Consider the following 21,610-nt stretch of genomic DNA (forward strand, 5'->3'; position numbering starts at 1 on the left):
CTGTATTTGCCAAATTCTTCTCGCTCCGTCCGTTTTCCCAACAAGACATAGGAAAGAAATCCATCAGGAACGACTAGATTGCCGTGCCATTGGGCCAGAGGCGAGCGTCTCGCTGCAATGGAGAATAATCGTGCCATTCGGCCAGCCGCTTTCCGTATTCGCGCCTGTAAGCGCTATCCTCACAATAAGCGATGTTGTCTTGCACCAATCCAACACCAATCTCGTAGTAGACATCGAGGTTGCGCAAGTCTGGCTGAGGAGTTTTTCCTTGCTCCGCTTCCCGTTGCATTTGCCAGAACAGCGTCTCCAGGCGTTGAACGAGAGCCGGAATATCACGCAACACGCTTGTATCCCGTTGTTCCTGCACGGACGCTCTTATTCTTTTCAGGCTTGCGGGATCCTTTGCAAATCCGATCGCCTTTTGAACGTAGTCTTGCGGATTTGAGCAAATCAGCTGCTCGGCGCCAGCGGCTCTAACGATGCTGTGGCAGAAGCGCGCCGCAAAGCTCTTGCCTGGAACGGTGAGGACGGGCAAGCCCATGGTCAGAGCATCGGCTGCCGTCGAATGTGCTCCATAGGGAAATGTGTCGAGGAAGAGATCGGCAAGACCAATCCTGGCGAGGTGTCTGGCGTTTGGTGCCTTGGGTGCAAAGATGAGACGCTCGGGCGCGACGCCTGCATTCGACGCAAGCTGGCGCAGACGCGCGTCGACATCATCACTGCCGCTCAACAGCCACAACACGCTGTCGGACGTTGCCGCGAGAATTTCAATCCACTGCGCAAACGTCTCTTTCGTGATTTTCTGCATGCCATTGAAGCACGCGAAGACGAAGACACCCTCCGGCAGGCCCGCTTCGAGGCGCGTCGGCCTTTCGGCAACCGCTCTTTTGCGATCAATCGGCTGAGTGCAAGGGATCCTCAGTACCCTCTCGGAATAAAAGATCTCATTTTCCGGGGGAATGACGTGTTCGTCCGCGATGATATAGTGATGAAAAGGACTGCCCATCGTGCCCGGATAGCCACAGAAATTGACGATGACGGGGGCCGGTCGATATGCAAAGATTTTTGTTCGTGCATGCTTGGTATAGCCATTGACGTCGATGAGGATATCGATGTCATCGCCGGCGATCTGCCGTGCCGCATCCTGATCGCTGAGCGTAGCGATATCGCGCCAGCAGTCGACGACCGCTTTCATGCGCATTTGCGTGGCGTCCCGCTCCACTGGCTCGCCGCAGTAGTAAGCGTAGATTTCGACGCTTTGCTTGTCGTGCAGCTCCAGCACCTCCCTAAGTGCGAAGCCAACCGCGTGATCCCGCAGATCCGATGATACGTAGCCGACGCGAAGACGCTGCGCGCTTCCGGATTTTTTCTGCGGCACCTTGCGAGGAAATCCGCTTATGTCGGGGCGGCCGACAAAGGACTTGTTGTATTGGTAGGCTCTTGCAAGTTGGAACAGCGGATCGTCGGAATAGCAGGCTAGCGTCAGTGGGGACATGGAATCGAGGAGCTGACGAGTGGAGACATGGTCGGATGTGGCAAGAACAGGCCATTTGCATTGACGCTGGCGCAGGGCGCTCCAATGCTGCCCGGCTTCGCTCTTGTCGGGTCGTAATTCGATAGCCTGCCACAGCGCCGCTTCGGCATCATCCAAAAGCCCCGCATTTTCCATGACACGGCCAATATGCTGAAGTGCCATGAGACGGTGCGCCAGCTTGTCGGGGGTACTTTCAGCCGTTATCTCGACGAAGCTTCGCCATTGCACGATGGCATGCGCCGCAACGCCGCTATCTTCCAATGCCCGTCCGAGATTGATGTGTGCCGGGCCGAATTGCGGATCGTGCTTCAGACAGGCGCGCAGCGCCTGAATGGAGCCGGCTATGTCGCCGAGCTGCCGCAGCGTGACCGAATAGTTGAAATAGACGAGATGCAGGTAAGGATGGCCATCGTTGAATGCGATCCAGACCTTGTAGGCCTCCGCCGCCTCCAGCTTCTGCCCAGCCGCACTTTGCGTTTCGGCAAATTGGAACAGGTCGTTGAAGGAGAGGCGCTGCGAACGTGCCAGGTCCAGGATGCCGGCAAGCGGCAGGACCGGGCTGGTGACTGAAGCATCATTGGTGAGCATGGGCATTCCATTAACTGGCGGCAGGCAACGCAACCATTTCCATAATGGCTGCCGATGCCTCGACTGTGCTTTGTTGCCGTCGGCATGTCATCAGTCCGCCACCGGAATCGGCAATTGCGCGCCGGCAATCAACAGCTTTCGAACGCGCGAAAGCGAATTGCAAACGACCGCGTGGGCCTCAGAGACCATGAGCGCCTGCGATATGCCACGGGCGTTGTCCACAATAGCACGAGCAGTCTCCAAAATCGCCGGTCGCCGGACGCTCCGTTGCGTGATTCGATCCAACAATGCCGCGCGCATGTCGCGATATCCGGGATTTGCGTCCTGCGCCCCAGCCCTCGATCTCGCCTATCGCTGTCGCAAAACCACTGCGCTGTTTCACGTCACATAGCTTGAGATGACCGCTGCGATTTGATCCGAACTCAGATATGCCATCTGCGAACGCATCAATGCGAGCAGCTGCGTGCTGGAAAGGCTTGCAATGTCCTGCGTCGACAGGCCCGCTACGCCATTCGAGCTAAAAGCTGAGATATCCTTGGTCGAGAAGGTCGAGAGCTCCTGTGTCGTCAGGGCCGCGACCTGCGCCGAAGTCAGCTCGCTGACCTGGGATGGCGCAAGAGCCTCGGCCTGCGCTGTCGTCAGCGACGCGATGACCCGTGTGGTCAATCCGGCGACCGCTCCGGAGCTCAATGCGGCAATGTCATCGGTCGTGAAGACGGAAATATCGTCCGTATCCAGTGCCGCGACCTGAAGGGCGTTCAAGGCGCCGATCTGCGATGTCGAAAGAGCAGCGATTTGTGCCGTGCTCAGTGCCGCGATCTGGCCATAGCTCAATGAGGCGATCTGAGAGGTCGTCAGGACGGCGATCTGGTCGCTGGTAAGGGCTGCGACGACAGTGGTGGGCAGTCCCTGGATCGCGTCCGAATTGATCACGGATAGCTCGGCAGTGGAAAGGGTCGTCAGATCCGCCGTGGTCAGTCCCGCCAGGCCGGCTGAACTCAATGCCGCGATCTGGGTGGTCGTAAGTGCTTCGAACTGCTCAATGCTGAGCACCCCGATCTGTGTGCTGCTCAGGCCGGCAATGCTGCCCGTCCCGAGTGCCGCGATCTGGGCGGTGGAGAGGGAGGCGATAAAGTCGGTCGACAGGCCCTGGACCGAGCTGGAACTGATCGCTGCTATATCGGAAGTCGAGAAGGTTGCCAGATCGGCCGAGCTGAGGCCTGCAATGCCGGCGGAACTCAAGGCCGCGATCTGGGCCGTCGAAAATGCTGCGATCTGATCGACGCTCATTGCGGCGACCTGGGTGCTGCTCAAACCTGCCACGCCCGCCGTGCTCAACGCCGCGACCTGGCTTGTCGACAAGGCGGCGATATCGCCGGTGCTAAGGACTGCAATCTGCTTTGAGCCAAGAGCTCCGACTTGCGCCGCCGTCAAAGCCTCGACTTGATCAATGCTGAGAACGGCGATCTGTGCCGTCGTCAATCCGGCAATGCCGCCCGTGCCCAGGGACGTAATCTGGGCCGTCGACAACGCCGCGACAATGGCAGTCGTCAGGCCCGACATGGCGCTCGAGCTGATCGCCGCGATATCCGCGCTTGAGAAGGTCTGAAGATCGTCGGTTCCGAGAGCGGCAATCTGCGCCGAGCTGAGCGCTCCGACCTGGGTAGGCGTTAGAGCCTCGGCCTGCTCCGTGCTGAGCGCCGCCATCTGGCTGGTGGTGAGGCCTGTTATGCCGGCTGTGCTCAACGCGGCAATCTGCGCCGTCGACAAGGCTGCGATTGCGGCGGTTGACAGGGCTGACATCGCAAGCGAGCCGATGGCCGCCATATCCGCAGTTGAGAAGGTCGCGAGATCGTTTGTCCCGAAGGCGGCGATCTGCTTTGAGGTCAAAGTCCCGATCTGGGTCGGCGTCAAAGCCTCGGCCTGGTCGGTGCTGAGCGCTGTAATCTGATCTGTCGTCAGTCCGGCAATCCCGCTTGTGCTCAGCGCCGCGATCTGGTTGGTGGAAAGGGCTTCGATGCCGCTCGTGCCGAGTACCGTGATCTGCTTGGAAGTGAGCGCTGCGACCTGTGCAGTGGTCAAGGCCTCCAATTGCCCGGTATTCAGGGTTGCTATCTGCGATGTTGTCAGGCCTGCAATGCCGGCTGCGCTGAGCGCTGCGACCTGGTCGGTCGAGAATCCGGCGATCGTCGCCGTCGATAGGCCCGATATGGCACTTGAACTGATGGCGGCGATATCGGCGGTGGAAAAGGCGTCCAGATCATCAGTGCTGAGCGCTGCGATCTGGGTCGAGCTCAGCACGCCGATCTGCGCCGTTGTCAGAGCTTCGGCCTGGTCGACGTTGAGAGCCGCCAGCTGTGCCGTTGTCAGGCCGGCGATCCCGGCGGTGCTGAGCGCGGCAATTTGCGCGGTCGACATGGCCGCGATATCGGCTGCCGTCAGCGCCGAAATCTGCTTGGAGCCAAGTGTGCTGATCTGGGCTGTCGTAAGCGCCGCGACCTGGTTGGTGCCGAGAGCCGAAATCTGCAGGGTGGTGAGACCCGCAATGCCGGCGGTACCGATTGCCGCGATCTGGTCCCCAGAAAAGGCAGCGATGGTCGCCGTCGACAGGCCGGCGATGGCGCTCGAACTGATGGCTGCGATATCGGAAGTCGAGAATGTCTGCAGATTGGCAGGGTTCAGCGTCGCAATCTGGCTCGAACTGAGAGCAGCGACTTGAGCCGAGGTCAGGGCCTCGGCCTGGGCAGTATTCAAGACCGCGATCTGGGCACTCGTCAGGCCCGCAATGCCAAGACCGCTCAAAGCAGCAATCTGCGCCGTCGACATTGCGTTTATGTCGGCGGTCGTCAGCGCGGTTACCTGCTTGGAGCCAAGGACGCTGATCTGTGTCGTCGTCAAGGCTTGCACCTGGCCCGTGCTCAAGGCTGCAATCTGCAGGCTCGTCAGTCCGACCGTGCCGGATGAGCTGAGGGCGGCGATCTGCGCCGTCGAAAGCGAGGCTATGTCCGTTGTGCTCAAGGCGGAAACCTGCGCCGAGCTTAGCGCAGCAACCTGCTTGCTGCTCAAGGCATGGACCTGAGCGGTATTCAAGACTGCGATCTGTTTGGTCGACAGACCGCTGATCCCAAGCGTGCTGAGGGCTGCGATCTGATTTGTCGTCAATGCCGCTATCGCGCCCGTGGACAGGCCCGATATGGCGCTCGAGCCGATGGCGGCTATGTCCTGCGTGGAAAATACGGCTATGTCGTCTGTCGTCAGCGCAGAAAGCTGGGTCGAGTTCAGGGCCGCGACCTGTGCTGTCGTCAACGCTTCGGCCTGGCTGGTGCTGAGCGCAGCGATCTGCTTCGTGGTAAGGCCAGCAATGCCTGAGGTACTGAGGGCCGCCACCTGGCTCGTCGACAAAGCGGCGATTGCTGTCGTGGGCACGCCCGATATGGCGGCGGAGGTGAGCGCCGCAATGCTCTTGGTCGATAGGGCAGCTACATCATTTGTCGTCAATACGGAAAGCTGCGCGGAACTCAGTGCAGCGACCTGTGCCGTCGTCAGCGCCTGGAGCTGACCGGTGCTCAAGGCGGCAATCTGCTGGGTGGTCAGCCCGGTAATGCCCGATGTGCTGAGGGCTGCGATCTGGGCCGTCGACAAGGCCGCAATGGCATCCGTCGACAAGCCGGAGATGGCGGCGGAGCCGATCACGGAAATATCTTTGGTCGAGAAGGTTGCGATGTCGGCGGCACCCAGGCTGCCGATCTGCTTGGAACTCAGAGCCGCGACCTGAGCCGATGTCAGGGCCTCCGTCTGGTTGGTGTTGAGAGCCGAGATCTGCGCGGTCGTCAGGCCTGCAATGGCCGAGCTGCCAAGGGCCGCAATCTGCGCCGTTGAAAGGGTCGCGACGATGGCCGGGTCCAAAACCGCTATCTGCGCCGAGCTCAGGGTTGCGATCTGCTTGGTCGACAGCACATCTATCTGGCTGCTGTTTAGGGCACTGATCTGATCGGTAGTTATGCCAAGGATGCCGGTCGGGCTAAGTGCGGCGATCTGCTCGGTCGAGAAGGCCGCCAAGGCTGCCGTGGACAGACCGGAAACGGCACTCGAACCGATGGCGGCGATATCCGCAGTCGAGAGGGCCGCTACGTCGCCCGAGCTAAGGACGCTGAGCTGAGCCGAACTCAAGGCCGCGATCTGCGTCGTTGTCAAGGCGGCAAGCTGCTCACTGCTCAGGACGTTGACCTGATCGGTGCTCAGTCCGGAGATTCCGGCGGTGCTGAGCGCAGCCACCTGGTCGGTCGTGAGCGCAGCGATGCTTCCCGTGCCGAGCGCTGCCACTTGCGACGAGCTCAGCGCGGCAATCCGGGTCGTGGTCAAGACGGCCACCTGTGCCGTGCTCAAAGCAGAGACCTGATCGGTCGTCAGGCCTGCGACGGTGGTCGTGCCGAGCGCTGCGATCTGATCCGTGGACAATGAACCAATGACAGATGTGCTGAGACCCGATACCGCCTTGTTCGAAATCGCTGCGATATCGGCGGTCGAGAAGGTTGCTATGTCATCGGCACTCAGCGCGCCGAGCTGGGTGGAGCTGAGGGCCTTGACCTGCGCGGTGGTCAGTGCCTCGGCCTGTGCCGTGCTCAGTGCGGCCATCTGCCCCGTCGTCAGGCCGGCCACTCCAGAGGTGCTGAGCGCGGCGATTTGAGCGGTGGAGAGAGAGGCGAAGATATCCGCATCTATGGTCGCGATTTGCGATTGGCTGAGGGCCGCGATCTGATTGGTGAGCAGCGCATCGACCTGGCCGGAGCTCAATGCATCGATCTGCGCGGTGCTGAGACCTGCAATGCCTGCGGTGCTCAAGGCGACGATCTGGGCGGTCGTCAGTGCGGCAATCGCATCGGTCGACAGCCCCGACATCGCGGTCGAGCTGATCACGGCGATATCGGCGACGGAAAGGGCGGCAACATCATCAGTCCCGAGTGCGGAGAGCTGAGCGGTCTTCAGAGCCGCGACCTGATTTGTTGTCAGGGCTGAGACTTGCGTGGTGTTCAGCGCATTGACCTGATCGGTCGTCAGGCCGGTAATCCCGGAGGTGCTTATCGCGGCGACCTGTGCGGTGGACAGAGCGGCGATGACATTGGTGTCGAGGGCTGCGATCTGAGTTGCGCTGAGAGCCGTCATCCACGATGCCGGCAGGGCGGCAATCTGCGCCGTATTGAGCGCGGTGATCTGGGTCGTCGTCAAGCCGGCGATCCCGACGGCACTCAAGGAGGCGATTTGCTGCGTTGAGAGCGTCGAGATGACGCCGGTGCTCAACCCTGTTACCGCCTTGCTGGAAAGTGCGGCGATTTCGTCGGTCGTAAAGGTCGCAATGTCGTCCGTTCCGAGAGCGGAGACCTGTGTCGAGCTCAATTTGGCGATCTGGGCCGTCGTCAATGCCTGCGTTTGCGTCGTGCTCAGAGCGGCGATCTGATCCGTCGTAAGACCAGTGATGCCGGATGTGCTGAGGGCGGCAATCTGGCTGGCGGTAAGGGATGTAACGGTGCCCGTGCTGAGGGCTGCAACCTGGTTCGACGTCAGGCTCGCGACCTGTGTCGTGCTCAGCGCCGCGAGCTGCGCAGTGCTCAAGGTTGCGACCTGAGTGGTCGTCAGGCTCGCGAGCGTGCTCGTGGCCAGGGCCGCGATCTGCTCCGTCGAGAGAGCGGCGACGGCACCGGTGCTCAAGCCTGCAATCGCCTTGGTGGCAATCGCGGCCAAGTCGGCCGTCGACAGGGCTGACATGTCGTTTGCCGTCAGCGCCGTCATTTGTGTCGAACTCAATGCCGCAATCTGGCCGGTCGTCAGGCTTGCGAGCTGAGTGGTACCCAGCGTCGATATCTGGGTGGTCGTCAGGCCGGTGATGGCGCTCGTGGTCAAGGCCCCGAGCTGTGTGCTTGAAAGGGACGCAATGACGCTGGTCGAGAGGCCGCCTATCGCCTTGCTGGACAGTGCGGCAATTTCATCTGTCGTGAAAGTTGCCACGTCATCGGAACCCAGCGCAGCAAGTTGAGTGGAACTCAGCACCTTGACCTGGCTCGACGACAGCGCCTCAATCTGGGTCGTGCTGAGCGCGGTGATCTGGCCCGTCGTCAGTCCTGTGACCGCCGTCGTGGTGAGCGCTGCGATCTGCGCAGTTGAAAGGGCGGCAATGTCATTCGTGCTGACAGCCGCAATCTGGGTTGTTTTCAGCACACTGATCTGGGTGGTCGTCAAGGCTGCGACCTGTTGCGAGCTCAGGCTTGAGATCTGGCTTGTTGTCAAGCTCGCGACGGCGCGCGTCGCGAGGCCCGCGATCTGGGTGCTCGAAAGTGCAGCAACCTGGGTGGTCGTCAGACCCGTGACCGCACTCGAACTAAGGGCGGCAACCTGATCGGTCGAAAGGGAGGCGATGACCCCTGTACTTAACCCCGCCACGGCCTTGCTGGTAATGGCCGCAATTTCCGTTGTCGAGAACGTTGCAATCTCGTCCGCGCCGAGGACCGAAAATTGAGTCGAGCTCAGCGCCGCAATTTGAGCACTGGTGAGTGCCGCCACTTGCTGCGTGCTTAGCGCTGCGATCTGACCGGTCGTCAAACCGGTAATGGTGGCCGCTTTCAACGCCGCGATCTGTCCGGTCGAAAGCGCCGCGACGACATCCGTGCCCAACACGGCAATTTGGCTCGAGCCCAGTGCCGCGACCTGCGCCGTTGTCAGGACGCTCGTTTTTTCCGTGCCCAGAACCGCAATTTGAACCGTGCTCAACCCGGCAACCCCAGCCGTGCTGAGCGCCGCAACTTGCGCTGTCGACAAGGCGGCGATGGCAGTCGTGCCAAGACCCGATATGGCTTTGCTGGTGATTGCCGCGACGCTGGCCGTCGAGAGCGCGGCGATATCGTCCGTGCTCAATGCGGATATCTGGGTCGAAGTCAGCGCCGCGACCTGTGCCGTCGTCAGAGCAGCAATCTGCGTTGTGGTCATCACGCTGATCTGGCTCGTTGTCAGCCCGGCGATGCCGCTTACGCTGAAGGCGGCAATTTGCGCGGTCGAGAGCGCTGCGATATCGCTCGTGCTCAAAACTGCAGTTTGCGTCGTCTTCAGCGAATTGATTTGGCTTGTCGTCAATGCGCCGATCTGCACCGTGCTCAGTGCGGCGATCTGGATGGTGGTCAGGCCGGTAACGGCCGATTTGCTGAGGGCCGCGACCTGTGAGGCCGACAGGGCCGTAACATCGCCCGTGCTCATGACGGCGACTTGCGTCGCGGTGAGCGCTGCGACCTGTGCCGTCGTCATTGCGGCGATCTGCGCCGTACCCAAGGCAGCGATCTGAGCCGTTGTCAGGCCGGAAATCGCGGCCGTACTCAGGGCGGCAACCTGGTTCGTCGCGAGAGAGGAAATGGTTGCTGTCGAGAGGCCTGCGACTGCAGCAGCGGTAATCGCCGTCATGTCATCTGTCGAAAATGTGGCGATACCATCCGTAGACAGCACGGAGAGCTGCGTCGAACCCAGGGCCTTAACCTGGCTCGAGGTGAGAGCCTCGGCTTGCTCGGTGCTCAGAGCTGCAACCTGCGCCGTTTTCAGGCTGGCAATCGTGCTGGCCGTCAGGGCCGCAATCTGAGCCGTCGAAAGCGCCGCTATATCGCTCGTGGGCATGGCCGCGACCTGCGTCGTCTTGAGAGCGGCGATCTGCGCTGTCGTCAGGGCCGCAATTTGCTCCGTGCCTAGAGCCGCGATCTGGCTCGTCGTCAGATTGGAAATGCTGCTGGTGCTCAACGCTGCGACTTGGTCCGTCGAGAGCGAGGCCATTGCCGCGGTCGACAGGCCCGATACTGCCTTGCTGCTGATCGCAGCCATATCGTCCGTCGAAAAGGTGGCCAGATCAGCGGCGCTGAGCGCAGAAAGTTGCACGGAGCTCAAGACCCGGACCTGCGATGTTGTCAAGGCTTCCGCCTGTTCGGTCGTCAGGCCCTGGAGCTGCTGCGTCGTGATCGCGGTGATCTGCACGGAACTGAAGCTCTCGATTGCAGACGTTGTCAGGGCGGCCAATTGATCGAGCGTAAGCCCCGGAATGGCGCTTTGCGAAATTGCGCTCAGCTGCTGGGAGGTGAGAACCTCCACGTCCTCGGTATCCAGCGCGGCGATCTGCGCCGATGTGAGGACGCTGATCTGCTTGGTGGACAGCGACGCCACATCCTCTGTGGTCCAGGCTGCCACAGCCGATGTCGAAAGAGACCTGATCTGAGTGAGGCTCAAGGATGAAACGATCGAAGTCATAAACAGGACTCTTTCCGTAGCCGCGTTGCAATGTCGGCATATTCAAAGCCGAACAAGCTTGCCTTGCCGAAGCGCTGGCAGATTAATACTCTCTAAAATTCATGCCCCACTGCCGCAGCGTAGTGCGACTGGCTTGCCCGAAGCTGTGCCTGAACTTCTGGTTGTCGTTGTGTAGGTACCGAATTCCCGGTCTGGTCGAAATTCGTCGTGCTGATTGAGCGACAGACGTCGCCCGCCGGGCCGCACGACAAAAGGGCCCCGGAGGGCCCTTCTGATTAAGCCGGCGGAGAATCAGCGCTGGAGGTTGACCAGCACGTCCAAGAGGTCGGAGCCCGTCTGGAAGACCTTGGAGTTTGCCGTGTAGCTCTTCTGTGCCTGGATCATGTCGGTGAGCTGGCCGGCCAGGTCGACATTCGATGCTTCCAGCGAGTTCGACTGGATATAGCCCAGGCCGTTGCTGTTGGCGAAGCTCGTGACGGTCACGCCGGAATCGGCATTGGCCTGATAGACGTTGCCGCTCAAGAGCGTGAGCTTGTCCGGGCTTGCAACGGTTGCCAGCGGGATCTGATAGATCGCCTTCGGGTCGCCGGTCTTGTAGTTTGCATAGACGACGCCGCTCTTGTCGATCGTGACGCCGGTAACGGGGCTTGCCGCCTGGCCGTTGGTCGAACCCGTCGAGCTGAAGTCGCTGGCCTTCTGGGTCATTCCGCTCAGATCCATCGCGATGGATCCGCTCGTCGTTGGATCGGTGATGGTGAACGTCCCGCCGCTCGTCAGATTTCCGCTTGAATCGAATGTCAACGTCGTCGAACCGACTGCATCGGAGGAATAAGGGAATGACGAGGTGCCGGAGGTGCTCGCATCGGCATTGCGATAGACGCTAACCTCCCACTGATCCGTCGCGCCCGTGGTGGAATCGGCAGATTGGGTCTTGGTGTAGTAAACGTCATACATGACGGAGTTGCCGAGCTTATCATAGGCAACAACCGAGCTCTTCTGGGTATCGGAGGTAACCGAGGTCGGATTGGCGCTTGGCAAGGTCGATGCATCCGTAACGGTCGTTGCATTCGAATTGAGGTTGCCCGTGAAAGTGCCTGTCGTTGAGGGCGTGCTGGCGAGGCCGCTCTGATTGACGTTGATCGGCACCAGGCCGTCGAAGCCGTTGACGACGACGGCAGGCGCGCCCGACGCATAGGAGTAACCCATCAGGGTATAGCCAGCGGAGTTGACGAGGTTGCCATTCGCATCCGGAGTAAAGTCGCCGGCGCGCGTGAGAACCGTCTTGCCGTCGGCGCCCTGCACGACGAAGAAGCCGGAACCCTGGATCGAGAGATCGCTGCTCGACGAGGTGGAGACCGTATCGCCCTGCTGCGAGACCGAATAGCTGACGTTAGTTTCGACGCTGCCGGAGTTATAGCTGCCGCCGCCCGAAGGCAGGATCAACGACGAAAAGCTGGTGCTTGCCGACTTATAGCCCGTTGTATTGACGTTCGCGATGTTGTCCGACACGGTGCTAAGCTTATTTGCCTGCGCGTTCATGCCGGAAACTGCCGTTTTCATGCTACCAAAGATGCTCATTGGTTCCTCGCACGTTGCTGATGCCGGGATGGTAGCGGTAATGACTTGTGTGAAGCTGGCTTTTTCGTGCGCGTCGCCAGTTTGAATCAGTTCAAAACATTCGACGATCCTTGAGCCGATAAGCGTTCCACATCCTCAATTCGTGGATGGCTCAAGGGTGCGATCCGGATGCTCATATCCTGTGGAGAGCTTCACTTTCTGCGGCAGGCCGCAATAGGCCCTGACAGCCAGGGCCTTGGATGGAGAGGCGTCATCAACGGCTTTCGCCTGCCGGAGCTTAGTGCTTTGGCTCAAGTTGGGTATTCGAGCCAGTCACAGCGGCGCCTTCTGTTGCTGTATCAAGGTCGGCGCGGATGATGTCGGCCGTTTTCTCATAATGAAGCTGCAGCAACCGTTCGGCTTCCGCGGTATCCCGATCAAGCACGGCCTTGAGGATGCGCGCATGCTCATCACTGACCTTACGCACGCGAAAGGCCTTGCGGATCGAAAGCGCACGATAGCGGTAGAGCCTATCGGCGAGTTGCTCGCAAAAGCCTATCAACGGCCTCGATCCGCAGCCGCCGATCAGCAGCGCGTGAAAGGCGCGATGAAGCCTTTCCCATTCCGGATTATCCTCGAAATGTTCCGGGTTGAGTGAACGTGGGGTGCGCTCCAGCCGGTGATGGGCGACCAGAAGCGCCTCTTCCCAGTCGGGCGTTGCATTCGCCATTGATTCCCGCAGCGCCAGCGTCTCCACCCAACAGCGCGTTTTCGTCAGCTCGTGCAATTCATCCAGGCTGATGGGTTTGACGAAGAAGCCGCGCTGTTCCTTTCCGATGACGAGATCCTCTGTCGTCAGTCGGTTCAGTGCCTCGCGCAAGGGTGTCTGACCGGCATCGTAATGCTCGATCAGAAAGCGCAATTGCAGCTTGCGACCAGGTTCCAGGCGCGTTGAAAGAATGTCGGCCTTCAGCCGCTCATAGATGCTGGTTGCCAATGTCGCGGGGCTTTCGGCCCCTTTCTTCAGCAAGTTGACGTTCATGGTGCTCTCTGGCTTGCAAATCGCTTTTTATATACACGAGGAAGCGTTGGCACAAAATTTATAAATTTTATCTTTACGACAAAAAGTTTGTACATTATGAGGGATGTTAACGAGGGAGGATTTAATGAGCGGAGCGAAAAGGGGAGCGACAGGCGCCTTTGCGAGTGGCTGCGCCTGCTGCGGCATTGATATCCACTGTCACGTTGTGCCCGCCCATTTTCCGCTTCCGGCAGGGAGTGCCCCGGTCCGCGGCTGGCCTTCGATGGTTGCCGCAGATGCTTGCCACGCAACGGTCGTCATCGACGACAAGCCCTATCGCACGGTCAGCGATGCCTGCTGGGTCGCCGAGCGACGGCTGGAGGAAATGGACCGGACCGGCATCCGCATTCAGGCGCTGTCTCCCATGCCGGAACTGTTCGGTTATTGGATCGAAACGAACGCAGCACGCGACCTCGTTCGATACGTCAACGATGCGATCGCGGCGATCGTCGGGGAGGGTGAGGGGCGTTTCGTCGGGCTCGGCGGTGTTCCGCTTCAGGATATTGATCTTGCAATTCTCGAATTGCATCGCATCGTCGGCGAGCTCGGCTTTCGCGGTGTTGAGATCGGCAGCAATATCAATGGCGTGCCGATCGGCGATCCTCGTTTCCACCCATTCTTTGCGGAAGCCGAGAGGCTTGGCGCTGCGGTCTTCGTACATGCGGTGCGCCCGGCCGGCATGGACAGGCTGCTCGGGCCGGCGCCGCTTCAGCAGGTGCTCGGCTTCCCGACCGATGTCGGATTGGCGGCTGCATCCGTGATTACCGGCGGGCTGCTTCAGAAACTCCCGAAGCTGCGGATCGCCTTCAGTCATGGCGGCGGCACATTTGCCTCGCTGCTGCCGCGGCTGGAGCAGGGCTATTCCGCTTTCCCGGCGCTCAACGAGATCATGACGGAGAGCCCTGCTATGCAGGCGCGACGTCTCTATGTGGACTCGCTGGTCTTTGACGCGAACATGCTGCGCCATCTCGTCGCCGTCTTCGGTAAGGAGCGCGTGCTGCTCGGAACCGACTATCCCTTCAATTTCCGTGAGAACGAGCCTGTCGCTCGCATCGAAGAAGCGTTCGCCGATGCAAATCTGCGCGCGCGCCTGACATTTGCGAATGCACGCGCCTTCCTGGGCTTGGACGAGGTTTGATCCTATGACTGAATTTCCTGTCATCGCTTTGCGCAGCGTGGAACTGGGTACGCTCGATCTTGCGACGTCTGTCGACTTTTATACTCGCATCTGGGGTCTCGACGTCGTTGCCGAAATAGGTGGCAAGGTTTTCCTGGCGGCAACCGGCGATGATTTTCATGTGCTGGAACTGAAGCAAAGCGACCGCGCGGAATTGCGCAAGATCAGCTTTCGTGTGGGCACACCAGAAGAGCTAGGATTGCTCTTTGCAAAGACGGTTACCGCGGGTTGCACTGTGCTGCGCGAAATCGGCCCTGCCGACGGGCCTGCGCACGGCGAGCGCTTCGTTATTCGCGAGCCACAAGGCTCGGTGCTGGAATTTGTGTGCGGTGACCGCCGCAAGCAGGGGCGCGTGGTTGCCAACCGGCCGGGGCGTCTCGCTCATGTCAACATCAACAGCCGTCAGATCGAGGCACTTTCGGACTTCTATCGCGATGTCCTGGGTTTCCGCTTGACGGACCGATCGAGGCTCATGGCCTTCCTGCGCTGCAACGACGACCATCATGCGGTCGTGCTGGCTGAAGCGCCGTCAAACGGGCTGAACCATGTCGCCTTCCTGATGCCCGATCTCGAATCCGTCATGCGAGGCTCTGGCCGCGTCGTTGATCACGGCTATCCGATCGGCTGGGGTGTCGGCCGGCATGGGCCAGGCGACAATGTTTTCGCCTATTTTGTCGATCCGCAGGGTGTGGTGATCGAATACACCGCTGAAGTCCTGCAGGTGGACGACGCCTACCGGGCTCGAGGCCCGGAGGAATGGGTCTGGCCACCCGGTCGGACCGACCATTGGGGCATTGCGCCTCCAAAGAGTGACGCCTGCAAGAAGGCGCAGATTTCCATCGGATTTTCCGGCGCCTGATGCGCCCGGTAGACATTTGCAGAGGCATGCCCGTGAAGAACGACAGTGATATTTCGAACCGCTATGATGTGCTGGTGGTCGGGTTCGGCCCGGCTGGAGCCGTGGCCGCCGGCATGCTCGGTGCGCGCGGCCATTCCACGCTCGTCGTCGATCGGCTGACCGGTATCTACGACAAGCCGCGCGCCATCGCGCTGGACCACGAAATCCTGCGCCATTTCGACAATATGGGCATTGCCGACGAGGTGCTTCCCCATATCGCACCATTCACGGCATCCCAGCACTTTGGCGCCGAGGGCCAACTCATCCGCCGCATCGACATGGTGCCCGAGCCCTATCCGCTCGGCTACACCCCCAGCATGGTGTTTACTCAGCCTCCCGTCGAGGCCGTCTTGAGGCGCCATGCCGAGAGCTTCGACTGCGTGACGATAGAGCTTGGCACGGAAATGGTCGATCTCGATCCACGGGCGGATGAGGTGGTCGCGACGCTTCAGGATTCGTCCGGCAAAAGTCGCAAGGTCGCCGCAAAATATGTAATCGGCTGTGACGGTGCCTGGAGCCGCGTGCGCGAACTGTCCGGAATGAAGCTCGAAGATCTCGTCTTCGACGAGCCGTGGCTCGTGGTCGATGTGCAGGTGCACGAGGCAGCACTTGCCAACCTGCCGCAGACTTCAGCCCAGTTCTGCAATCCAGCGCGCCCCACAAGCTACATCATGGGGCCGAGGAACCACCGCCGATGGGAAATCATGCTTCTGCCAGGCGAAGACCCGCGGGAGATGGAAAAGCCCGACAATGTCTGGCGGTTGCTGTCGCCGTGGCTGGCGCCGGAGGAGGGCGAGCTTTGGCGTGCTGCCGCCTATCGTTTCCATGCGTTGGTCGCCGACGAATGGCGGCGGGGCAGGGTGCTCATCGCCGGCGATGCCGCGCATCAGCAACCCCCCTTTATCGGACAGGGTATGTGCCAGGGCCTGCGCGACGTTTCCAATCTCGTCTGGCGGCTCGATCGCATCCTCAAGGGACGATCTTCCGAAGCGCTGCTGGACACCTACACGGTGGAACGCAAGCGGCATGTGCAGGCGCTGACCGGCAAGATCAAGGCGATCGGCCAGACGATCTGTGAACGTGATCCCGTTGCCGCCGCCGCGCGCGACGCCCGCATTCTTGCAGAGGGCGGCGGTCAGCCGCTGACCATGACCCGCCAGGAAATCGTCCCGCCCATCGAGGACGGCCTGATCGCCGAGGAAGGCACGCCGGCACGCGGATTGCTGTTTCCGCAGCCTGCAATCGTCGAAGGTTCGGATCAACGCCTGATGGACGCCTTCACCGGGCCGGAATGGCGGCTGGTTCTCGATGGCCGCCGGATCGGCGTGGCAGAAGGACAGACACTGGCCGAAGCGATCGACGGGATCGTGGTGAAGGCTGTTGTGCCCAAGGATGCAGATGCAATCGACCCGTCGGCACTCCGGGAGAAGGACGGCGTGCTTTCCGCCTGGTTCGACCGGCATGGTGCGATCTCCGCGCTCGTGCGTCCTGACCACTATGTCTTTGGCGCTGCCCGAAGCGTCGAGGTCCTTCGCCAACAGATCGCCGATCTAAGCACGCGTCTCGCCTGAGGCAGCGTCGGCAATTGCAGTTTTCTTTGAGGTTCTGGGAGGAACATATGTCCGAGTCAACCGCCGATACCACCAGCAAATGGCAACCTTTTGCCGTCCTTATCCTGCTTTTCCTGTTCCAGACGCTGAACTTCTTCGACAAGCTGGTCTTCGGCCTGTCGGCCGTGTCGATCATGAAAGACCTCGGTATTTCGCCGCAGCAGTTCGGCCTGATCGGCAGCAGTTTCTTTCTTTTGTTCTCCATTTCGGGCGTTCTCGTCGGCCTGTTCGTCATCGGTCGCGTCCCCGTCAAATGGATCCTCGTCATTCTCGCGGCGATCTGGTCGATCGCGCAGATCCCGATCTACTTTACCAGCTCGGTGACGGTTCTCGTCGCCTGCCGCATTCTGCTCGGCCTTGGGGAGGGACCGGGATTGCCGACGGCATTGCATGCCTGCCATAACTGGTTCAGTCCGCAAAAGCGCAGCGTGCCGAGCGCCGTCGTGCTGCAGGGCATCAGCGTCGGTTTGCTCGCCGGCGGGCCGATCCTGACTTATGTGATCGTCAATTACGGCTGGCGTTCGGGCTTCCTCTTTTGCGGGCTGATCGGCGTTGCCTGGATCATTGCCTGGCTGCTCATCGGCGGTGAAGGGCCGCATGCGGTCGCGGAGAATGAAAAGGCTCGCGCCGTAACGGGAGAGGCCCCGATCCCCGCTCGCAAGCTCTGGCTCGACCCGACCGTCATCGGCGTCATCATCATGTCCACCATGTCCTACTGGATCGTCGGCATGTCCGCCACGTGGCTGCCGCCTTTCCTGCAGCAGGGACTCGGCTATTCGCAGACCCAAACTGGCTCGATCATTTCGGCTGTTTACATCTTCCAGTCGCCGTTGTTGCTTATCGGTTCGTGGATTGCGCAGCGCATGCTTCAGAAGGGTGTGAGTAAGCGCGCTGCCCTCGGCAGTGCTTCGGGCTATGCTCTTCTCATCAGTGGATTGGCATTGATTGCCTCGGTTCATGTCAGTGGTCCGCTGCAACTGGCGCTGATCGCGATCGCCTTTGCCGCTCCGAGTCTTACGACGATCTACGGCCCGATCACGCTCGGAAGCGTCGCACCCGCTGTCCAGCGCGGACGTTTGATCGTCGTCATCTACTCCGCAAACGCCGTCTCCGCACTCGCATCCAACGCCGTCACCGGCATGATCGTGCAGGCAGCCGGACCCGATCATGTCGCGGCCGGCTATGCAAATGCCATGCTGTTTACAGCCGCAATCCTCATCATCGGCGCAATTTCCGCCTTCGCGCTGATCTTTCCGGATCGCACCATAGAGCGCTTCGGCAAGTTGACGCGCTTCACCGATCAAATGCAGCGGGTGTGAATGCGCCCGCCATCCAGTCTGACCCCCCTACAGGAGCACAAACCATGAGACTGTCCACCGTCAAGATTGCCGGCCGCACGACCTGGGGCGTCGTCGAAGACGATCGCTTCCTCGATGCCGGCGCGGTTCTCGCGTCGCGCTATGCCGATCTCAAATCGGCTGTGGCCGCCGGTCTTGCCGGCGTTGCCGAGGCAGCCGCTTCCGCTGTCGCGACGCCGCTCGGCGACATCGAATGGCTGCCGGTCATTCCCAATCCCGACAAGATCCTCTGCGTCGGCCTGAACTATGAAATGCATCGCCAGGAGACGGGACGTGCGGAGGTGGAAAACCCGACGATCTTCGCTCGCTATGCCAATAGCCAGACAGGCCATCTCGCCCCGATCGTGCGCCCGAAGGTTTCGACTGACCTTGATTTCGAAGGCGAGCTGGCGGTCATCATCGGCAAGTCCGGCCGTTACATCGCACGCGACGAGGCCATGGGTTATGTCGCCGGCTATGCCTGCTACAATGACGGCAGCGTGCGTGATTTCCAGCGTCATACGCATCAGTTCACGCCGGGCAAGAATTTCCCCGACACCGGTTCCTTCGGGCCGTGGATGATGACGCCGGACGAGCTTGGTCCGCTACCCGATCTTCGCATTCAGACGCGTCTCAATGGGACAGTCGTGCAGGACGCGATCTTCGGCCAGATGATTTTCGATATTGCACGGCAGATCGAATATTGCTCCAGCTTCACGCGGCTGGAGCCGGGCGACGTCATTGTCAGCGGCACACCAGGCGGGGTCGGCGCCAAGCGGCAGCCGCCGCTGTGGATGAAGCCGGGAGATGTCGTGGAGGTGGAAGTCGACAGGCTCGGCGTTCTCAGCAATCCGATCGTCGACGAATTGCGTTAGCTTCTGCTTACCAGTTTCGGCTGTAAGCTGATGGGGACCGGCGGGCCGACAGGTTCCGTCGAAGCATGGGAAGTGGCGCAATTTGCGCCCCTTCAATTTGCCGGGATCGATTGAAATTCTTTCGGGAGGGATGTCATGAAACAGTTCATTGCCTTATGCGCGATCGGATCGCTGCTCGCTTCAACAGCTTTGTCGCAGGAGCAGTCCGCGCTTTCGGCCCGCGTCGCCAAGACGCTGACTATTGACGGACTTTCCTTCAAGGATCTCAATCGCAATGGCAAACTTGATCCTTACGAGGACTGGCGCCTGCCGGCTGCCGAGCGGGCTGAAGATCTCATCAGACAGATGATACTGGAGGAGAAGGCCGGCCTCATGATGCATGGCACCGCTCCATCCGTCGGCCCCGGTTCCGGCATGGGGGTCGGGACCGAATATGATCTTGTGCGCGCCAAGGAGATGATCGACGGACGCAAGGTCGTGACCTTCATAACGCGATTGGCGGGTGATCCCGCTCGCTTGGCCGAGGAAAACAACAAGCTTCAGGAGATCGCCGAGGCCGGACGGCTCGGTATTCCGGCGACGATCAGCACTGATCCGCGCAATCACTTCCAGTTCGTACTCGGAGCGAGCGTTTCGGCGGGAGGATTCTCGAAGTGGCCCGAGACCCTCGGGCTGGCGGCCATAGGCGATCCGTCGCTCGTCCGGCGCTTCGGCGATATCGTCCGTCAGGAATATCGCGCCGTCGGCATACAGGAGGCATTGTCTCCGCAAGTGGATCTCGCCAGCGAGCCACGCTGGCCGCGTACCAACGGGACGTTCGGTGAGGACGCGCAACTCGCCAAATCCATGGCGGAAGCCTATGTGGCCGGGTTCCAGAATGGCGAAGACGGCATCAACAAGGACAGTGTCGTTGCCGTGGCCAAACACTGGGTCGGTTATGGCGCGGCAAAGGACGGTTACGACAGCCACAACGTCTATGGACGCTACGCGACCTTTCCGGGCAACAATTTTGCCGAGCATCTCATCCCGTTCGAGGGCGCCTTCAAGGCGAAGGTCGGCGGAGTGATGCCGACATATTCGATCCTGGATGGTGTGACTCTCGACGGCAAGCCGCTGGAGCCGGTGGGTGCGGGATACAGCAAGCAGCTTCTGACCGACCTGCTGCGCGGCCATTATGGCTTCGACGGCGTGGTTCTCAGCGACTGGCTGATCACCAACGACTGCAAGGGAACTTGCCTGGATGGCGAGAAGCCCGGTGTAAAGCCGACCCTAAACGAGGAAACCTTTGGCATGCCTTGGGGCGTGGAGGATTTGAGCCGTGTCGACCGCTTCGCCAAAGCCGTCAATGCCGGCGTCGATCAGTTCGGCGGTGTCACCTCTTCCGATCTTCTGGTGGAGGCGGTGAAGGAAGGAAAGATCAGCGAGCAGCGCCTCGACCAATCTGCAACTCGTATCCTCGTCCAGAAATTCGAGCAGGGTCTCTTCGAAAATCCCTATGTCGACCCGCAAAAGGCGCAGGCAATCGTTGGCAATGCGGCGTTTTCCGTGGAGGCAACGGCTGCCCAAAGCCGAGCCATGGTCTTGCTCGACAACAAGGCTGGCCTGCTGCCGGTGACGTCAGGCAAGAAGGTGTTCCTCTCCGGTGTCGATGCCAAAATCGCGTCGGCGCGGGGCTTTACTGTGGTGGCTGATGCCAAGGATGCCGACTTTGCCGTGGTACGTCTCAACGCGCCATATCAGCAGCCGCATATGAACTACTTCTTCGGTTCCCGTCAGCAGGAAGGCGATCTGGATTTCAAGGACGGTAACGCCGATTTCGAGGCGTTCAAGGAGACGGCAAAGCAGGTTCCGACGATCGTTACCGTCTATCTGGCGCGTCCGGCGATCCTTACCGGCATCCGCGAGCATGCCGCTGCGATCCTTGCCAATTTCGGTGCAAGCGACGCAGCCTTGTTCGATGTGATCGAGGGCAAGCAGAAGGCGGAAGGCAAGCTGCCCTTCGAGCTTCCTTCATCGATGGAGGAGGTCCGGATGCAGAAATCCGATGTGCCGCACGACACGTCCCACCCGCTCTATCCGATCGGCTATCACATGCAGTACTGACATAGGGCTCATCCGGTTCAAAGGATGCCGGTAATGAAGCGATCGACACGCGTCTCCGGTCTGTAGAGCGCTTTGACCAGGATTGCCGCCAAGATGCCTGTCAGTGCGCCGCCCATGACGTCGCTGATATAGTGCGTGCCGATATAGACCCGCGACAAGGACACCAGAATGGCGGCCAGAAGGAAGAAAAGGGCGCGCTTCGGCAGCTTGCGCACAAGGAAGGCTGCCGCAATCGCGAAGCTCGCCGTCGCATGATCGGATGGGAACGAAGGATCGCTGCTGCGTTCAATCAAAAGCCGGGTGATTCCAACGTCATATGGCCGGATGCGGTGATCGAAGAGCAAAATGATCTGATTGATCCCAAGCCCGATTAAGAAAGTCAGTCCGGCCGCGATCAGCACGTGGCGCGTTTTTGCCCGTTCGGAGCTGGCCCACCATTGGGCGGCCACGGCAAGGACGAGCAATGGGACACCTAGGTTGGAGATAGTGATCACGACATGGTCGAGAAGGCGGTTCCCTGCCAAACTGTTGATCCATTCGGTAATGGCAACGTCGAGTTCGTACATTTGGTCTCCTATC

General features: G+C 60.4%; 12 protein-coding genes. 6 read left to right on the forward strand and 6 right to left on the reverse strand.

The genetic code is table 11. The annotated features are described in order from the left end of the window. Positions 1 to 73 precede the first annotated feature (73 nt). From AC13Q5_RS31875 to AC13Q5_RS31895, 5 genes are all read right to left on the reverse strand, one after another. Positions 74 to 2,122, reverse strand: coding sequence for an O-linked N-acetylglucosamine transferase, SPINDLY family protein (locus AC13Q5_RS31875; RefSeq protein WP_488504371.1), 2,049 nt, complete (start codon positions 2,120 to 2,122; stop codon positions 74 to 76). A gap of 90 nt (positions 2,123 to 2,212) precedes the next feature. Beyond that, positions 2,213 to 2,422, reverse strand: a complete 210-nt coding sequence (locus tag AC13Q5_RS31880; RefSeq protein WP_488504372.1) for a hypothetical protein — start codon at positions 2,420 to 2,422, stop codon at positions 2,213 to 2,215. Between the two features lie 78 nt (positions 2,423 to 2,500). Beyond that, entirely contained in the window at positions 2,501 to 10,393 is a 7,893-nt protein-coding gene (locus AC13Q5_RS31885; RefSeq protein WP_488504373.1) for a hypothetical protein, read from the reverse strand. A gap of 291 nt (positions 10,394 to 10,684) precedes the next feature. Continuing rightward, positions 10,685 to 11,971, reverse strand: a complete 1,287-nt coding sequence (locus tag AC13Q5_RS31890) for a flagellar hook protein FlgE (RefSeq protein ID WP_075854893.1) — start codon at positions 11,969 to 11,971, stop codon at positions 10,685 to 10,687. Between the two features lie 277 nt (positions 11,972 to 12,248). Further along, entirely contained in the window at positions 12,249 to 12,992 is a 744-nt protein-coding gene (locus AC13Q5_RS31895) for a GntR family transcriptional regulator (RefSeq protein ID WP_457878655.1), read from the reverse strand. Between the two features lie 124 nt (positions 12,993 to 13,116). Here AC13Q5_RS31895 and AC13Q5_RS31900 point away from each other — a divergent pair, with 124 nt between their 5' ends. The 6 genes from AC13Q5_RS31900 to AC13Q5_RS31925 all read left to right on the forward strand — a co-directional run bounded on the left by AC13Q5_RS31900 (position 13,117) and on the right by AC13Q5_RS31925 (position 21,031). Further along, positions 13,117 to 14,169, forward strand: coding sequence for an amidohydrolase family protein (locus AC13Q5_RS31900; RefSeq protein WP_488504374.1), 1,053 nt, complete (start codon positions 13,117 to 13,119; stop codon positions 14,167 to 14,169). A 4-nt stretch (positions 14,170 to 14,173) separates the two neighbouring features. Further along, positions 14,174 to 15,067, forward strand: a complete 894-nt coding sequence (locus tag AC13Q5_RS31905) for a VOC family protein (protein WP_488504375.1) — start codon at positions 14,174 to 14,176, stop codon at positions 15,065 to 15,067. A gap of 26 nt (positions 15,068 to 15,093) precedes the next feature. Continuing rightward, positions 15,094 to 16,677 (forward strand): bifunctional 3-(3-hydroxy-phenyl)propionate/3-hydroxycinnamic acid hydroxylase MhpA, encoded by a 1,584-nt coding sequence (mhpA, locus tag AC13Q5_RS31910; protein ID WP_488504376.1) that lies wholly within the window; start codon positions 15,094 to 15,096, stop codon positions 16,675 to 16,677. Positions 16,678 to 16,724: 47 nt separating this feature from the next. Beyond that, the gene (locus AC13Q5_RS31915; RefSeq protein ID WP_488504377.1) at positions 16,725 to 18,035 is read left to right on the forward strand and encodes an MFS transporter; all 1,311 of its coding nucleotides are present in this window, start codon (positions 16,725 to 16,727) and stop codon (positions 18,033 to 18,035) included. A 44-nt stretch (positions 18,036 to 18,079) separates the two neighbouring features. Continuing rightward, positions 18,080 to 18,928 (forward strand): fumarylacetoacetate hydrolase family protein, encoded by an 849-nt coding sequence (locus AC13Q5_RS31920; RefSeq protein WP_488504378.1) that lies wholly within the window; start codon positions 18,080 to 18,082, stop codon positions 18,926 to 18,928. A gap of 135 nt (positions 18,929 to 19,063) precedes the next feature. Further along, on the forward strand, positions 19,064 to 21,031 hold the full coding sequence (locus tag AC13Q5_RS31925) for a glycoside hydrolase family 3 protein (RefSeq protein WP_488504379.1): 1,968 nt from the start codon (positions 19,064 to 19,066) through the stop codon (positions 21,029 to 21,031). Positions 21,032 to 21,048: 17 nt separating this feature from the next. On the opposite strand, the gene AC13Q5_RS31930 is transcribed toward AC13Q5_RS31925, so the two are convergent. Then, complete coding sequence (locus AC13Q5_RS31930) at positions 21,049 to 21,597, reverse strand: phosphatase PAP2 family protein (protein WP_488504380.1); 549 nt, start codon at positions 21,595 to 21,597, stop codon at positions 21,049 to 21,051. Between the last annotated feature and the right edge of the window lie 13 nt (positions 21,598 to 21,610).

Source organism: Martinezella sp. CNPSo 3964 (genome assembly GCF_057784375.1).

Bases quoted from the DNA above. Each gene is read 5' to 3' on its own strand.
- AC13Q5_RS31895 (WP_457878655.1), bottom strand. From the start codon at position 12,992: ATGAACGTCAACTTGCTGAAGAAAGGGGCCGAAAGCCCCGCGACATTG.
- AC13Q5_RS31890 (WP_075854893.1), bottom strand. From the start codon at position 11,971: ATGAGCATCTTTGGTAGCATGAAAACGGCAGTTTCCGGCATGAACGCG.
- AC13Q5_RS31905 (WP_488504375.1), top strand. From the start codon at position 14,174: ATGACTGAATTTCCTGTCATCGCTTTGCGCAGCGTGGAACTGGGTACG.
- AC13Q5_RS31880 (WP_488504372.1), bottom strand. From the start codon at position 2,422: ATGCGCGCGGCATTGTTGGATCGAATCACGCAACGGAGCGTCCGGCGA.
- AC13Q5_RS31875 (WP_488504371.1), bottom strand. From the start codon at position 2,122: ATGCTCACCAATGATGCTTCAGTCACCAGCCCGGTCCTGCCGCTTGCC.
- AC13Q5_RS31920 (WP_488504378.1), top strand. From the start codon at position 18,080: ATGAGACTGTCCACCGTCAAGATTGCCGGCCGCACGACCTGGGGCGTC.
- AC13Q5_RS31925 (WP_488504379.1), top strand. From the start codon at position 19,064: ATGAAACAGTTCATTGCCTTATGCGCGATCGGATCGCTGCTCGCTTCA.
- AC13Q5_RS31915 (WP_488504377.1), top strand. From the start codon at position 16,725: ATGTCCGAGTCAACCGCCGATACCACCAGCAAATGGCAACCTTTTGCC.
- mhpA (WP_488504376.1), top strand. From the start codon at position 15,094: ATGCCCGTGAAGAACGACAGTGATATTTCGAACCGCTATGATGTGCTG.
- AC13Q5_RS31885 (WP_488504373.1), bottom strand. From the start codon at position 10,393: ATGACTTCGATCGTTTCATCCTTGAGCCTCACTCAGATCAGGTCTCTT.
- AC13Q5_RS31930 (WP_488504380.1), bottom strand. From the start codon at position 21,597: ATGTACGAACTCGACGTTGCCATTACCGAATGGATCAACAGTTTGGCA.
- AC13Q5_RS31900 (WP_488504374.1), top strand. From the start codon at position 13,117: ATGAGCGGAGCGAAAAGGGGAGCGACAGGCGCCTTTGCGAGTGGCTGC.